The following is a 15,023-nucleotide window of genomic DNA, read 5'->3' as shown; positions in this document are numbered from 1 at the left end:
TCCCGAGCAATGCCGGGCGCCGAGCCGGGCGTTAGTTGAACGCAGGAACGCTGATTGCTGCTTCGATGCGCCAACGTGGAGAAGTAAAAATGAACTCAGGTAACACCCCCTTGCGCTTGCGGGATGCCATCGCCGGAGAACTGGGAGTAACCCCGGACTTCGACGCGACCGAAGAGCTGGAAAGGCGCATTGCCTTCCTCGCCGACTACCTGATGCAGTCAGGCCGCGCAGGTTATGTCCTGGGAATCAGCGGCGGGGTGGATTCCACGGTGGCAGCGCGGATTGCGCAGCTTGCCGTCGAGCGCGTCCGCGGCCAGGGGAAACCGGCCACATTCGTGGCGGTGCGCTTGCCCTACGGCGAGCAGCGCGACGAGGAAGACGCGGCGCAGGCGCTGGATTTCATCGCGCCTGATCGCCGTATGCGAATCGACATCAAGCCCGCCGTGGATGCGCAACGCGAGGCTCTGCGCGCCGCCGGCCTTGAATACGCGGACGAGGCAGCCGAGGATTTCGGCGCGGGCAACATCAAGGCGCGGCAGCGCATGATTGCCCAATACGCCATTGCGGGCGCGCTTGATTGCCTGGTGATCGGCACGGACCAGGCCGCCGAAGCCTTGATGGGGTTTTTCACCAAGCATGGTGATGGCGCGGCGGACGTGCTGCCCCTGCGCGGTCTGACCAAGCGGCGGGTGCGGGCGCTGGGGTCGCTGCTGGGCGCGCCGGACCGGCTGGTGCTCAAGGTGCCTACCGCCGATCTGGAATCGTTGCGGCCGTTGCGTCCTGATGAGGACGCGTACGGCGTGACATACGCGCAGATCGACGGGTATCTGGAGGGCGAGGAGGTTGCTGAAGACGCGGTCGCGGTCATCGAACGCCAGTACCGCGCCACGGCGCACAAGCGGATGCTGCCGCCCGGGCCCATCGATTGAGTTGAAGACGCTGCGCAACGACGGCGAACATCTGTCTTTGAGACGGCTTTTACCGCACCTGACGCAAACTGGCGGCTGTATCATGGCGGATACTCCCACGCACGCAACCACAGGCTAAAAATGTCCGAATCGCCGTCCGTTCCCAACAACAAACCGGGAGTCGCCCGCAGCGACCTGAGCTTCCCGGTGGTCGGGCTGGGGGCTTCGGCCGGGGGGATCGACGCGCTCAAGACTTTCTTCTCCAACATGCCGGCCAAGCCCGGCATGGCGTTCGTTGTCGTGGTGCATCTGTCTCCCGACCACGAAAGCATTCTCGACAAGATTCTGCAGGCAAGCACGGAGTTACCGGTCAGGCAGGTCACCAAGCCCGTGCCGATCCTGCGCGATCACGTCTACGTGATTCCCCCGGCAGCCTCGCTGTCGATGAATGATGGCTATCTGCGTATCTCGCCGGGGGCCAGCCGGCCGGAAGGCCGCCAGATTGCCATCGACGAATTTTTCCGCACGCTGGCCGATGTGCATACGAACCGTGCCGTGGGCATCGTGCTGTCGGGAGGCGGGTCCGACGGATCGGTGGGCCTTGCCCGCATCAAGGAACAGGGCGGCGTGACGTTCGCGCAGTTGCCCGAGGAAGCAGAGCACGGAACCATGCCGCGCAATGCAATTTCCACTGGCATGGTGGACATTGTGCTGCCTGTGTCCACCATGCCGCAGCGTCTCAAGCAGATCGCGAAAAACATGGACAGCATCCATCTGCCGCCGCTGACCGAGGCTGAGGCCTCCGGCGCCGCGGATGCCGAGCAGGTGACGGACGGGGCGCAACAGGAGCGCAACGCGTTGCGGGACATTCTTGCCCTCTTGCGCGCACGCACGGCGCACGATTTCCGCCACTACAAGAAGGCCACGGTGCTTCGCCGAATCGAGCGCCGCATGCAGGTCACGGGCGTGTCAACCTTGCCCGAATACGGAAAGCTGCTTCAGGAACGCATCGACGAGACCCCTAAACTGCTGTCCGATATGCTCATTGGCGTCACGCAGTTTTTCCGGGACATGGAAGCTTTCGCCAATCTGGATGAATTCGTGCTGCCCAAGCTGCTGAAGTCGCTGAGCAACACGCCGGACGTGGCGTTCCGCGCCTGGGTTGCCGGTTGTTCTACAGGTGAAGAGGCGTATTCGCTGGCCATGCTGATGAGCGCGCGGGCCGATGCGTTGACCCACCCGCCCAAGATCCAGTTGTTTGCCACCGACATCGACGAATCGGCGCTAGCCGTGGGCCGGGCGGCGGCTTATCCGATGGCAATCAAGGGCGACGTGCCTGAAGCCATGCTGCAAAGCTTCTTCAGCGAGCAGGACAACGAGTACTGCGTCAAGAAGGAAATCCGCGAGCGGGTGCTGTTTGCCGTGCACAACATCCTGCGCGATCCACCGTTCTCGAAGCTGGATCTGGTCAGTTGCCGCAACCTCTTGATCTACCTGGACCGTGAAGTGCAGCGCGACGTGTTGCGCATGTTTCACTTCGCATTGAAGCCGGGCGGTTATCTTTTCCTCGGCAGTTCCGAATCGGCCGATGCGTGCCCGCAGCTTTTTCAGGTGGTGGACAAGCGCCACCGCATCTATATCGCTCGGGAAACGCCGTCGCAACTGAGCGGCATGCCCGAACTGACCGACGGGAGAATTAATCACGTTCGGCCGGTGCACGCCTCGGCGGCGCCGGCTCGCCAGCCCAAGGTCTCGTATGCCGCTGTGCATCAGCGTGCGCTCGAAATGTTTGCGCCGCCCAGTGTCATCGTCGACGCCCACAGCGACATCGTGCACATCTCGGAGCGGGCAGGCCGCTTCCTGCGCCATCCGGGCGGCGAACCTTCCCGCAATCTGCCCTTGTCGGTGCATCCGGAATTGCGCACGGAATTGCGCACTGCGATGTTTCAGGCCCTGCATTCGCGAAAGAGCGTCGAGGCGCGGCGCGTGAAAATGACGTTGGGCGAGCGCCAGACCTACGTCAACATGGTGGTGCGGCCATTCCGGCATGAGGAGTCGGCCAGCGATTACCTGCTTGTGCTGTTCGAGGAAGTCGAGGACATCATGAGCGCAGAGGGTGTTGTCAGCCCCGCGACGGGCTCGGCCGTGGTACTGACGCAACTGGAGGCCGAACTCCAACGCACCAGGGGCCAGTTGCAGGCGACCATCGAGCAGGCGGAAACCTCCACCGAAGAACTGAAGGCCTCCAACGAAGAGCTACAGGCCATCAACGAAGAGTTGCGCTCCACCACGGAAGAATTGGAGACCGGCAAGGAAGAGCTGCAGTCCGTCAACGAGGAGCTGATCACGGTCAATGCGGAACTGAAGGCCAAGGTCGATGAAACCGCGAAGATCAATGACGACCTGCAAAACCTGATCGCGTCCACCGACATTGCCACAGTGTTCGTGGATCGCATGATGCGCATCCAGTGGTTCACTCCCCGCGCGGCCGACATCTTCAATGTGATTCCGAGCGACGCCGGACGTTCGGTGCTCGACATCACGCATCGTCTGGAGTACCCGGACCTGGCCAAGGATGCCGCCGGCGTGTTTGAACTGCTGCGCCCCTTGGAGCGCGAGGTGCACAGCACGACGGACCGTTGGTATCTGGCGCGGCTGCTGCCGTACCGGAGCGGTGACCATCGCATCGAAGGCGCGGTCCTCACGTTCATCGACATCACGGACCGGCGCAAGGCAGAAGAAAGCGTCCGGCTTGGCGAGGCCCATTTGAAGCTGATGACTGAAAGCGCGCGCGACTTCGGCATCATGACGCTGGATAACGAAGGCATCATCACCAACTGGAACATCGGCGCCGAGCTGATGTTCGGCTACACCAGCGCCGAGGCGGAAGGCAAGCCCATTGCGATCATCTTCACCGACGAGGACATCGCGGCCGGCAGACCCGAGCATGAACTGAATCGCGCCAGGAAGATCGGCTATGCCCCTGACGAACGCTGGCACAAGCGCAAGAATGGCAGCCTGGTATTCTGCACGGGCGGCGTGAACCGGATGGATGACCCTGTGTATCAGGGGTTCGCCAAGATCGTGCGCGACGTGACGGACCTGAAATTGCGCGACGCCGAGCAGGAGTCGCGCCTGGACCGCGCGCACGCGGATAGCGTGCTGAAAGACGAATTCTTTGCGGTCGTGTCGCACGAACTGAAGCACCCGCTCAATCTGATCCAGCTCAATGCCGAGCTGCTGGCCCGCACGCCGGCCGTCCGCAATTTCGGCCCCGCCGCGCGTGCCACGGACCTGATCCAGCGTTCGGTCAAGGGCCAAGCCCGCATCATCGACGATCTGCTGGATCTTTCGCGCGTTCGAACGGGCAAGCTGGCGCTGAATAAATCGATCATCGACGTCGTGGCCATTGCGAAGAACATCCTCGAGGTGCTCAAGCCCGTGGCGGCTTCGGCCGGCATCGATCTGCGCAGCGACTTTGATCCCGCGCTGGCGATTTACCTGGATGCGGATCCCGTGCGCATCGAACAGGTGATCTGGAACCTGCTGAACAACGGGATCAAGTTCACGCCCGAGGGCGGTTCCGTCGCGCTCAAGCTGGCCGTCGAGGACAACCGCTTGAAACTGGAAGTCGCCGACACGGGCCAGGGCATCGACCCGCTGTTCATCGGCCGCGTGTTCGACATGTTCAGCCAGGGCGATGTCCGCCAGAAGACGGGCGCCAGCTCCGGACTGGGCATCGGTCTGGCGGTTGTCAGCGAGCTGGTGGGTGCGCATGGCGGCACGATTCAGGTCCATTCCGATGGCGTGGGACTCGGCGCGCGCTTCACCGTGTGGCTGGATCTGGCCGGTTCCCTTGAAACCGAGGACGCGCCGCAAGCCAACGCCGACATGCCGTTGGAAGGGCTGAAGGTGCTTTTGGTCGATGACTCCGAGGACGTCCTGCACATCATGCACGAGCTGCTGGACATGGAAGGCGCCGAAGTGACGGCCGCCTCCAACGGCCGGCAGGCGTTGGAAATCCTGGAAACCGCGCGCTTCGACCTGATGCTGTCGGACATCGGCATGCCTGAAATGGACGGCTATACGCTGATGCGCACCATTCGCGAGAAGGACGGCGGCGGCGACCTGCCGTCCATCGCGCTGACCGGTTTTGGCGCCAAGGAAGACATGCGCGAAGCCGTCAGCGCGGGCTTTTCCGCCCACATCAGCAAGCCCGTGTCGCTGGACGACCTGCTCGAAGTGGTGCGCAAGCTGCGATTGCGCGGGTGATGCGTCCGTGTTGGGAAGTGGCCGGCACATGCCCTTGTCGCCACTTCCCGTCTCGTCTCCCTACGAGTCAATCTTTTTGATCCTAATTGTTTGGTCTTGCAACAACTGCGCCGGGGAGGACTGAGCCGGGGCACTTTTCCCCTTCCCCCTGTCCTGCGACACCCGTTCCCAACGCTTCACATTCGTTTCCGTTCGCCAACGGAGCAAACGAGAAAAGCTTGCACTAAGCGCGATCGCTACTTAAGCTGTGCTTTCGCGCCGCGCTCAGCACATACCGTGCCAGCGCTCGCAAGCGGATTCCCCATCCGCCGCTCGACCATGCAGCCCTATTTCAGCCAGTCTTCCTCGTCAACGACATAAAGGATGCTTGTGCGAAAGTCGATGGTCTTGTTCGTTTTGCATGGCGCCCGGCCCACGCTGGGCCAGAGCCAGCCTGGCCTTAATTGGGCAGGTTCCGCCTGGGTCGGACTTTTCCCGATCGGCGGCACTCTCCGACTTCAACGCGATAACCCCATGGTGCCTTGCTGCGCCCTCGCTTCATAAGCTGCACGTCCGTCAGTCCGGCGCGCCCAGGCGCGCCCGCAAGGTGTCCACCCATAAGCTGTTCCGCATACAAGCTGTCCAAGTAAGGCTCTTGCCTCCGCCATGAGGTGAGGGCAGCGCGAGACCCCGAGTCCGACCGCCTGGGAGTAGTGGATGACGCAAGTAAGCAGCAATGTCCGTCGTGTCATGTTGTATGCCTTGGGCGCCTGGACGCTTGCATTGGCGGGATGTGGTGACCGGAATGACGCGGCGGCCGTCACCATCGCGCCGATGAAGGTGTTCGTGATGACCGTCGGCCGCCAGCCGGTCGACCTGAACGTGGACCTGCCCGGGCGGATCGAGCCGATTCGCACCGCTGAAGTGCGGGCGCGCGTTGACGGCATCGTCGAGAAACTGCTGTACACCGAAGGCAGCGACGTACAGGCCGGCGATCCGCTGTTCCAGATAGACCCCAGCGACTACAAGGCGCAGCTGGCGCAGGCCAACGCCATGCTGCAGCGTGCGCAGGCCGTGCAGAAGAATGCGCGCTCGGTCACGGACCGGTTCCGTCCGCTGGTGCAGCGTCAGGCGGTCAGCGCGCAGGAATACGAAGCCGCGCTGGCGGCGCTGGGGCAGGCTCAGGCCAATGTGGCCGATGCGCAGGCCGCGGTCACGCTGGCGCAGTTGCGGCTGGACCGCTGCACGGTCAGGGCGCCCATCGCCGGTCGCGTGGGCCGCGCGCTGGTCACCGAAGGGGCGTTGGTCAGCGCATCGGCGGCCACGCTGCTGGCGCAGGTCAACCAGTTGTCGCCGATCAGCGCCACGTTCACCAAGTCCAACACCGCCATCATGGACCTGACCGACTACGCGCGTTCCGGCGCGCTGGCGACGGCGGGCAACACGTTTCCGGTGCGGCTTACGCTGGCCAACGGCCGTGAGTTTGGCGAGACCGGCGTCGTGGATTTTGCGGACCTGAGCGTCGACCGGACCACCGGCGCGCAGACCATCCGCGCCCGTTTCGACAATGCCAAGCGTGAGTTGCTGCCCGGCCAGTTCGTCAACGGTCAGATACTCGTCGGCGTGCGCCAGGATGGCGTCCTGATTCCCGCGCGGGCGGCGCGGCTGAACGGCGATACGGCCACCGTGTTCGTCATCGGGCCCGACAACACGGCGGTGCCCAGGCAGATCGAGGTGGGCGAGCAGATCTCAGGAAGCTGGCTGGTGCGCCGCGGCCTTGAACCAGGGGAGAAAGTGGTCGTGGATGGCTGGCACAAGATAAGGCCAGGCCAACAGGTTGACCCGGTCGAACAGCAAGCCGCGAAACCCTAGCGGAGTCGGTCATGGGCTCATTCTTCGTCTTGCGGCCGGTATTCGCCTGGGTGGTGGCGTTGTTCCTGTTGCTGTTCGGCCTGATCGCGGTGGTGCTGCTGCCGGTGGAGCAGTACCCGAACATCGCGCCGCCTTCGATCACGATCCAGGCGACCTTCCGGGGCGCCGACACCACCACCATCGACCGCACGGTCACCTCCATCATCGAGGAGGAGATGAACGGGGTCGACAACTTCCTGTACATGGCGTCGGTCAGCCGCGCCAACGGCACGTCGCAGATCACGGTGACGCTGCAGCCGGGCACGGACCTGGACGTGGCCCGCAGCCAGGTGCAGGACCGCCTGAGCCGGGTCGAACCCCGGCTGCCGCAGGAAGTCCGCCAGCTTGGCGTCGCGGTGACCAAGGCGTCGTCCGGCTTCCTGATGCTGCTGGCGCTGCAATCGGAAAGCGGCAACGTCAGCGCCGTCGAGATGGGCAATTTCGCCTCCAACAACATCCTCAACGAGTTGCGCCGCATCCGCGGGGTGGGCGACGTGCAGCTGTTCGGCTCGTCGTACGCGATGCGGATCTGGCTGGACGAACGCAAGCTGGCCAGCTTTCAGATGTCGGCCAGCGACGCGATGCGTGCGGTGCAGGAACAGAATGCGCAGACGATCGGCGGATCGCTGGGTGACCTGCCGCTGGCGCGCGGGGCGGACTTCAACGCGCAGATCGTGGCGCAGAGCCGCTTTTCCACGCCCGAGCAATTCCGGCAGGTCATCCTGCGGGTTAACAACGACGGCTCGCTGGTGCGGCTGGGCGACGTGGCACGGGTGGAGCTGGGCAACGAAAGCTACAACTTCCGGCTCAGCGTCAACGGCAAGGAGGCCGCCGGCATCGCCATTCAGCTGGCCAACGACGCCAACGCGCTGGACGTGGCACGGCAGGTGCGGCAGCGCATGGCCGAGCTGGAGCCCGTGTTTCCGATGGGCGTGGGCTGGACGGTGCCGTTCGACACCACGCCCTTCATCACCACGTCCATCAGCTCGGTGCTGGTCACCATGGTCGAGGCGCTGTTGCTGGTCACGGCAATGGTGTTCCTGTTCCTGCAAAGCTGGCGCAGCACGCTGATCCCCACGCTGATCGTGCCGATCGCGCTGATCGGGACGTGCGCGGGCCTGTTCCTGTTTGGCGCGTCCATCAACCTGCTGTCGCTCTTTGGCATGGTGGTGGCGATCGGGGTGCTGAACGATGACGCCATCGTGGTGTCGGAAAACGTGGCGCGGATCATGCAGGACGAGAAGATTTCCGCGCCCGAGGCCACGCGCAAGGCGGTCGGCCAGGTGTGGGGGCCGATCATCGCCAGCACGCTGGTGCTGGTGGCGGTGTTCGTGCCGATGGCGATGTTTCCCGGTTCCAGCGGCGCCATCTACCGCCAGTTCTCCATCACGCTGTCCGTGGCGATCGTCGTGTCGACCGTGCTGGCGCTGTCGCTGGGCGCCGCGTTGTGCGCCACGCTGCTCAAGCTGCCGGACGGCAAGCCGCCCAAAGGCCGGATCTCGAAGGGCAAGCAGTGGGTCTTCGACAAGTTCAATAACGGCTTTGACGCGATGACACGCCAGTACGTGCGCGCGGTCGAACACATGCTGGTGCGGCCGCTGCGCTGGATGCTGATATTCCTGGGCGTCTGCGGCCTGACGGTGTTTCTGTTCTCGCGCCTGCCGGGCGGCTATCTGCCGCTGGAAGACCAAGGCTACTTCTTCGTGTCGTACACCGGCGCGCCCGGCACCACGGCCGACCAGACCGAGGCCGCCGTGCAGCAGGCCGAAAGCCAGCTGCGCCAGTTGCCGGCCGTGCGCAACGTGGCGTCGGTGGTCGGGTTCAACTTCTTCGGCCAGGGGCAGACGGCGGCGCTGTCGTTCGTGGACCTGCACCCGTGGAGCGAGCGCACCGATCGGGCCGAGGCCGTCGACGCGCTGGTCGGGCGCAGCAACCTGGCGTTCCGGTCGATTCCGCAGGCGATGATCTTCGCGCTGAATCCGCCGCCTATCCCGTCGATGGGCAACGCGTCGGGCTTTTCCATGAAGGTGCAGGACCGCACCGCGCAGGGTGGCGCGGGTCTGGCCGCCACCGGCGCGGCCATGATCGCGGCCGCCGCGGCCAGCCCGGTGCTGACCGGCGTGCGGCTGGACGGCATGCCGCCGGGACCGCGCCTGTATGTCGAGATCGACCGGGTGCACGCACGCGCATTGGGGCTGCAGGTCGCGCAGGTCAACCAGGCGCTGACGCTGGCGTTCGGGTCGAACTACGTCAACGACTTCCTGCTCGACGGTTCGGTGCAGCGGGTGTTCATCCAGGCCGAGGCCGACCAGCGCATGCAGCCGCAGGACATTGCCGCCTTGCAGTTGCCGAACAACCGGGGCGAGATGGTGCCGTTCTCGGCGTTCTCGCGGATGCGCTGGATCGACGGGCCGCAGCAGCTGGAACGCTACAACGGCTTTCCGTCCATCACCATCTCGGGCGAGGCCGCCGCCGGGCGCTCCAGCGGCGTGGCGCTGGCCGAGATGGAAGCCATTGCCGGACGCGTCCTGCCGCAAGGCATCACCTATGAATGGACCGGCACGGCGTACGAAGAACGCCAGGCGGGCAATCAGGTGGCGTTGCTACTGGGCCTGTCGCTGATCGTGGTGTTCCTGCTGCTGTCGGCGCTCTACGAAAGCTGGTCCGTGCCGGTGTCCGTCTTGCTGATCCTGCCGTTCGGCATTCTGGGCGCGGCCGCGTTCACGCTGGGGCGGGGCATGTCGGCGGACATCTATTTCAATATCGGGCTGGTCACGATCATTGGCCTGGCTGCCAAGAACGGCATCCTGATCGTGGAGTTCGCCTTGAAAGAGGAGCTGGAAGGGCGCGACCGCAAGGAGGCGGTGGTCGATGCCGCCCGGCAGCGTCTGCGTCCCATCATCATGACCAGCATCACGTTCGTGCTGGGCATGCTGCCGCTGGTGCTGGCCACCGGCGCCGGCGCGGCCAGCCGTCAGGCGGTGGGCACCAGCGTGATGGGCAGCATGCTGACCGCCACGCTGTTTGGTGTGTTCTTCACGCCGCTGTTCTACATGGTTGCGCGGCGCTGGTCGGGGCCGCGCAAGAATGCGGCCAAGCCCGGGTCCACGCCTGCTGCCAGCGTTCCGGCCAAGGCCGAAGAGCGGGGAGAGAACCCATGAGGCCGGTGCGCATTGCCATCTTGGCGCTGATGGGCTGGGGGCTGGCCGCCTGCAATTTTGCGCCGGAGCACCGCCAACCGGAAGTCGCGACGCCTGCGGTGTTTCCCGGCGAAGTTCCGCCGGATGCCGTGGCGGTGCAGGACGTCACGTGGGAGCAGTTCTTCGGCGATCCGCAGCTCAAGCGCCTGATCGCCCGGTCGCTGGAACTGAATCAGGATCTGGCCGCAGCCACGGCCCGGATCGAGCAGGCGCGCGCTTTCTACCGCATCGAACGTGCCAACCAGCTGCCGCAACTGGATGCCGGCGCGGCCGCGTCGCGCAACCAGCAGCCGCTGACCGTACTGGATCCGGCGCTGGCGGGCTCGCGGCAGACGGTGCAGTTCAACCAGTTCAGCGCCCAGGTGATGGTCTCGTCCTTCGAGCTGGATTTCTGGGGGCGCATCCGCAACCTGACGGCCTCCGCATTGCAGCAATACCTGGCGACCGTGGAAGGGCGGCGGGCGTTCCGTCTGTCGCTGATTGCGAACGTGGCCTCGACCTATTACGACGCCCGGGCGGGCGAGGAAGGCATCGCGCTGGCGCAGCGCACGGTCGAAACCCGCAGCTATGCGCTGCGCGTCGCCAAGGACCGGCTGGACGCTGGCGTGACCTCGCTGGTCGACTTCGAGCAGTCGGCCATCCTGCTGACGCAGGCGCAGACCCAGCTCGCCGAGTGGCAGCGCGCCACGGCGGCGCACTGGAACCGTCTGTGGGTGCTGGTGGGCGAAGACCTGCAGCGGGAGATGACCGTTGGGCCGCCGATTGAGGCCGCGGGCCAGTTCGATGCGCTCAGTCCCGGCCTGCCGTCGTCGCTGCTTGTCGTAAGACCCGACATCCGCCAGGCCGAGAACCGCTTGCGCAGCGCCAACGCCAACATCGGCGCGGCGCGCGCCAACTTCTTCCCGACCATCTCGCTCACCGCCAGCGCGGGCGTCGGCAGCGATTCGCTGTCGTCCTTGTTCAGCCACGGGATGAAGGTCTGGTCGTTTGCGCCGTCCATCACCCTGCCGCTGTTCAGCGGCGGCAACAATATGGCGCAGCTGCGCTATGCGGAAGCCGAGAAAAAAGGGTTAATTGCGACCTATGAGAAAACCATCCAGAGCGCGTTTAAGGACGTGGCCGACGCGCTGGCCCGGCGCGAAACGTTGAGTGAACAGCTTGATGCCCAGCGTGAATACGTGGCGGCGGAGCAAAAAACGCTGGATGTGGCGACGCGCAGTTACAAGGCTGGCGCAGGCGATTATCTGACGGTGCTCACCGCGCAGCGGTCGCTGTGGTCGGCGCAGGAATCACTGATTGCCTTGCAGCAAACCGACCTGGAAAACCGCATCACGCTGTGGCAGTCGCTGGGCGGCGGGATTCAGTAACATCACTGCCGGGCGGCGCAACGTTGCCCGGCCATCAGAGTAAATACCTATGGCAAAACTCTCTTTTTCTTTCGCGGCCATCCTTGGCCTGCTGACGGCGATCGGGCCGCTGTGTTCCGATTTTTATCTTCCGGCGCTGCCGGAGATCGCCACCCAGCTCAACACCTCCACAACGCTGACGCAGCTTTCTCTTACCTCGGCGCTGATTGGCCTGGGGCTGGGACAACTTTTTTTCGGCCCGCTAAGCGATCGCATCGGACGTAAAACGCCGCTGCTGTTCTCACTTTTGCTGTTTGTACTGGCTTCAGTGCTTTGTGCCAGCACGCAGAATATTTACGCCCTGATCGGCTGGCGATTTGTGCAGGGCGTTGCCGGGGCGGGCGGCTCCGTACTTGCCCGCTCCATCGCCCGTGATAACTATCATGGCACGATGCTAACGCAGTTTTTTGCCCTACTGATGACGGTCAACGGCATCGCGCCCGTGGTGTCCCCGGTACTCGGTGGCTATATCGCGTCGCATTTCGACTGGCGGATGCTGTTCTGGGTAATGGCAGGGGCGGGTCTGGCGCTGCTGATCGCCAGCCAGCTTTTTATCCGCGAGTCCCTCACAGAGAAACAGGGCGGGGGATCGCTGACGCAAACCGCCAGGACGGTACTTAAAAATCGTCGCTTTATGCGCTACTGCCTGATCCAGGCCTTCATGCTGGCGGGGCTGTTCGCCTATATCGGGGCATCCTCCTTTGTGATGCAAAACGAATATGGCCTGAGCGCCATGCAGTTCAGCCTGCTGTTCGGTGTGAACGGTATCGGCCTGATCGTCTCAGCGCTGATTTTCTCCCGTCTGGCACGCCGACACCCGGCGGAAGGGTTAATGCAAATAGGCCTGGTGTTGGCCGTAACCTGCGCGGGGCTGACGTTGCTCTTTGCGTGGATGCAGCTTTCCGTTCCGGCACTGATTGCACTCTTTTTCACCGTCGCATTTAACAGCGGGATCAGCACCATTGCGGGTTCAGAAGCGATGAGCGCAGTCGACGCGAAGGAGTCCGGCACAGCGTCAGCCATTCTGGGCATGCTGATGTTTTTATTCGGCGGGATCGCAGCGCCTCTTGCCGGTATCGGCGGAGAAACGATGCTGAAAATGAGTCTCGCGGTGTTAGTAAGCTATGGCATTGCACTGGCGTTCGGATCCCGCACGCAGAATGCGTAAATTCATACTTTTGGCTTGAATCGCGTTGATGAATGTAACGATATATTTCAGGGGAAGCATGTGACTTTCAAAGGAGGTTTCGATGAAATCTGCACACCTGGTTTGCCTGCTCGTTTGCCTGATTTTCGCTGCGTTTGTTCACGCGCAGGAGAAGAGCACTCCGGAGAAAGAGGCCCAGATAAAACAGCAGGTCCTGAAAGATGTGAAGAAAACCTGTACCCCGCAGAAAAAGCAGAGCGATAAGGCCTGGCAGGCGATGATTTTGTCGTCTGAGGCCAATCAGCTGCTGATCAAAAACGCCATCACCGCCGTGAAGCGTGACAACCTGGACGCCTACTGGGATGCAGTAAGTCAGGTGGATTGTATGGAAGATTACTGAGGGTTGAGCGCCGGGTGGCGCTGCGCTTACCCGGCCTACATCACACGTTTAACGCTTCCGCACATCCGGAATAATCAAATCCCCGCGCAGAACGTAGGACCCGAGCATTTGTGTTTTCTCCGTCAGCCAGCTCACGATGCGCGCCGCCATGGCATCCATGGAATACTCAATGGCCGGGATCACCGGAACACCCGGCAGATGCAGCGAACCGCCGAGGCTAAAGACCATGATGTCTTCCGGTACCGATTTATTAAACGCCTGTAACTGCGGGATCACCCGCTGGGCTTCCTGCTCATCCGCCACCAGCAGCGCGTTAAAGTTCAGCGTGGACGCGTTGTTGAGTAATTCCTGAAGCGCAACGGACGATGAAGTCGCGTCCATAAACACGAGGTTGCGATTAAAGGGCAGGAAGTTTTTCTCCAGCGCGTGTTTGTAGCCCAGCAGCACCTGATCGGCAAAGCCGCTGCCGTGCGGGTGGATCAGCGCTATCTGGCGACGTCCCTGGCTGGTGAGGTAGTTACAGGCCGTTTCAGCCGCGAAGGCGTGGTCGAACTGAATGCTGTTGGCGTTATCGGCTTCCATACAGTCGACCAGAATCACGTTGTCCATGTCCACGTCCAGCGGGAAACGCGCGCCAATCACCAGAATGTCATCACATAAGCCGCAGGAGAGTTCTTCAAGGGCGTTCATCACTTCTGTTTTTGTGTGTGCAAAACGCAGCAGCAGATGTTTTTGATGCTGGCTGAGGTGTTTTTCCAGCGCGTACAGGTAACCGGTGGTCTGGTTAATGTTTTCCTGCGCGCAAATCACCCCAATGCAGCCCGTCGACTGGCTGAGCAGCGACTGGGCGATCACGTTGGGACGATAGTTCAGCTCGTCCACCGCTTTCAGAACAGCCTGGCGGCTGGCTTCTTTAACGCCACGCGACCCGCTCAACACCCGTGATACCGTGGCTTTGGACACCCCGGCCAGACGCGATACATCGTTGATTGTAGACATCTCTCTCCCCTGTCAGACGCAACTGGCGTCTGTAATTTCCATCACCGCTACGGCTCACATTATAGCCAGAACGGAGTATATCCGTTTCCGTTTTCCATGGAAACCGATTTTCCGTTTCCACTCAATTTGATGCCAAAACAGCCAAATTATGTGACCCACATCCGGTTAATTAGCCTCATAAGTATTGGATCTTGATGGTTATCACACTTCTGTCTTTTATAAATGGAAACCGGTTTCCGTATCATGTCCAATCATCCTCGCAATAACTTTTTACATTTTGAGGATGGTTGTCGATGTTCAAGATTATGCTGTGCTGCTCTGCCGGGATGTCCACCAGCCTGCTGGTCAGCAAAATGATCGATGTTGCAAAAGAACGGGGCTTGCCCGTGAAGATAGATGCGTATGGCGTATCCGAATTTGATACGCAGTTTCCGCACTATCAGGTGGTGCTTCTCGGACCGCAAGTGAAATACATGTTAAAGACGCTCTCAGACAAGGCAGCGACGCAAGGCATTCCGGTGCAGCCCATCGACATGATGGATTACGGCATGCAGCGTGGCGATAAAGTACTGGACTATGCTCTGTCGCTCATCGAAGCGGCACACTAAAAGGTGTTCACATGAGTTCGTTATATCAATCCATGGTCGCGGTGATTGAGCAGTCAATTACGCCGCTGGCCGCGAAGCTCGGTCAGCAAAAGTATGTGATTGCCATCCGCGACGGCTTTACCGCTGCGCTGCCTTTTATGATCATCGGCTCGTTTATGCTGGTGTTTATCTTCCCGCCGTTTTCGGCGGATAC

9 protein-coding genes and 1 pseudogene are annotated in these 15,023 nt (G+C 62.3%); 9 read left to right on the top strand and 1 reads right to left on the bottom strand.

Annotated features, from left to right (window positions below):
* Positions 1 to 89: 89 nt before the first annotated feature.
* The 7 genes from nadE to B3446_RS15840 all read left to right on the top strand — a co-directional run bounded on the left by nadE (position 90) and on the right by B3446_RS15840 (position 13,223).
* On the top strand, positions 90 to 929 hold the full coding sequence (gene nadE / locus B3446_RS15870; RefSeq protein WP_291383266.1) for an ammonia-dependent NAD(+) synthetase: 840 nt from the start codon (positions 90 to 92) through the stop codon (positions 927 to 929).
* Positions 930 to 1,049: 120 nt separating this feature from the next.
* Positions 1,050 to 5,180, top strand: a complete 4,131-nt coding sequence (locus B3446_RS15865) for a CheR family methyltransferase (RefSeq protein WP_291383249.1) — start codon at positions 1,050 to 1,052, stop codon at positions 5,178 to 5,180.
* A gap of 696 nt (positions 5,181 to 5,876) precedes the next feature.
* On the top strand, positions 5,877 to 7,031 hold the full coding sequence (locus tag B3446_RS15860; RefSeq protein WP_291383247.1) for an efflux RND transporter periplasmic adaptor subunit: 1,155 nt from the start codon (positions 5,877 to 5,879) through the stop codon (positions 7,029 to 7,031).
* A gap of 11 nt (positions 7,032 to 7,042) precedes the next feature.
* Entirely contained in the window at positions 7,043 to 10,231 is a 3,189-nt protein-coding gene (locus B3446_RS15855; RefSeq protein WP_291383245.1) for a multidrug efflux RND transporter permease subunit, read from the top strand.
* On the top strand, positions 10,228 to 11,637 hold the full coding sequence (locus tag B3446_RS15850; RefSeq protein WP_291383243.1) for an efflux transporter outer membrane subunit: 1,410 nt from the start codon (positions 10,228 to 10,230) through the stop codon (positions 11,635 to 11,637). Before B3446_RS15855 ends, B3446_RS15850 begins: the two co-directional genes overlap by 4 nt.
* Positions 11,638 to 11,686: 49 nt before the next feature.
* On the top strand, positions 11,687 to 12,844 hold the full coding sequence (locus tag B3446_RS15845) for a multidrug effflux MFS transporter (protein ID WP_023302834.1): 1,158 nt from the start codon (positions 11,687 to 11,689) through the stop codon (positions 12,842 to 12,844).
* An 82-nt stretch (positions 12,845 to 12,926) separates the two neighbouring features.
* Positions 12,927 to 13,223 (top strand): YicS family protein, encoded by a 297-nt coding sequence (locus tag B3446_RS15840; protein WP_109885533.1) that lies wholly within the window; start codon positions 12,927 to 12,929, stop codon positions 13,221 to 13,223.
* A 48-nt stretch (positions 13,224 to 13,271) separates the two neighbouring features.
* On the opposite strand, the gene B3446_RS15835 is transcribed toward B3446_RS15840, so the two are convergent.
* Positions 13,272 to 14,222 (bottom strand): LacI family DNA-binding transcriptional regulator, encoded by a 951-nt coding sequence (locus tag B3446_RS15835; RefSeq protein WP_023302833.1) that lies wholly within the window; start codon positions 14,220 to 14,222, stop codon positions 13,272 to 13,274.
* A gap of 293 nt (positions 14,223 to 14,515) precedes the next feature.
* Here B3446_RS15835 and B3446_RS15830 point away from each other — a divergent pair, with 293 nt between their 5' ends.
* Entirely contained in the window at positions 14,516 to 14,830 is a 315-nt protein-coding gene (locus B3446_RS15830) for a PTS sugar transporter subunit IIB (protein ID WP_003861034.1), read from the top strand.
* An 11-nt stretch (positions 14,831 to 14,841) separates the two neighbouring features.
* Positions 14,842 to 15,023, top strand: a pseudogene (locus B3446_RS15825) (hypothetical protein); the annotation flags it as partial.

Source organism: Achromobacter sp. UBA5777 (assembly GCF_002418565.1).
Classification (GTDB): Bacteria; Pseudomonadota; Gammaproteobacteria; order Burkholderiales; family Burkholderiaceae_B; genus Achromobacter; species Achromobacter animicus.
The sequence above is the reverse complement of the archived record's forward strand: the minus strand, read 5'-3'. Positions and strand labels throughout refer to the sequence as shown.

Coding starts and splice junctions, on each gene's coding strand:
- B3446_RS15835 (WP_023302833.1), bottom strand. CDS start 14,222: ATGTCTACAATCAACGATGTATCGCGTCTGGCCGGGGTGTCCAAAGCC.
- B3446_RS15860 (WP_291383247.1), top strand. CDS start 5,877: ATGACGCAAGTAAGCAGCAATGTCCGTCGTGTCATGTTGTATGCCTTG.
- nadE (WP_291383266.1), top strand. CDS start 90: ATGAACTCAGGTAACACCCCCTTGCGCTTGCGGGATGCCATCGCCGGA.
- B3446_RS15840 (WP_109885533.1), top strand. CDS start 12,927: ATGAAATCTGCACACCTGGTTTGCCTGCTCGTTTGCCTGATTTTCGCT.
- B3446_RS15850 (WP_291383243.1), top strand. CDS start 10,228: ATGAGGCCGGTGCGCATTGCCATCTTGGCGCTGATGGGCTGGGGGCTG.
- B3446_RS15865 (WP_291383249.1), top strand. CDS start 1,050: ATGTCCGAATCGCCGTCCGTTCCCAACAACAAACCGGGAGTCGCCCGC.
- B3446_RS15845 (WP_023302834.1), top strand. CDS start 11,687: ATGGCAAAACTCTCTTTTTCTTTCGCGGCCATCCTTGGCCTGCTGACG.
- B3446_RS15830 (WP_003861034.1), top strand. CDS start 14,516: ATGTTCAAGATTATGCTGTGCTGCTCTGCCGGGATGTCCACCAGCCTG.
- B3446_RS15855 (WP_291383245.1), top strand. CDS start 7,043: ATGGGCTCATTCTTCGTCTTGCGGCCGGTATTCGCCTGGGTGGTGGCG.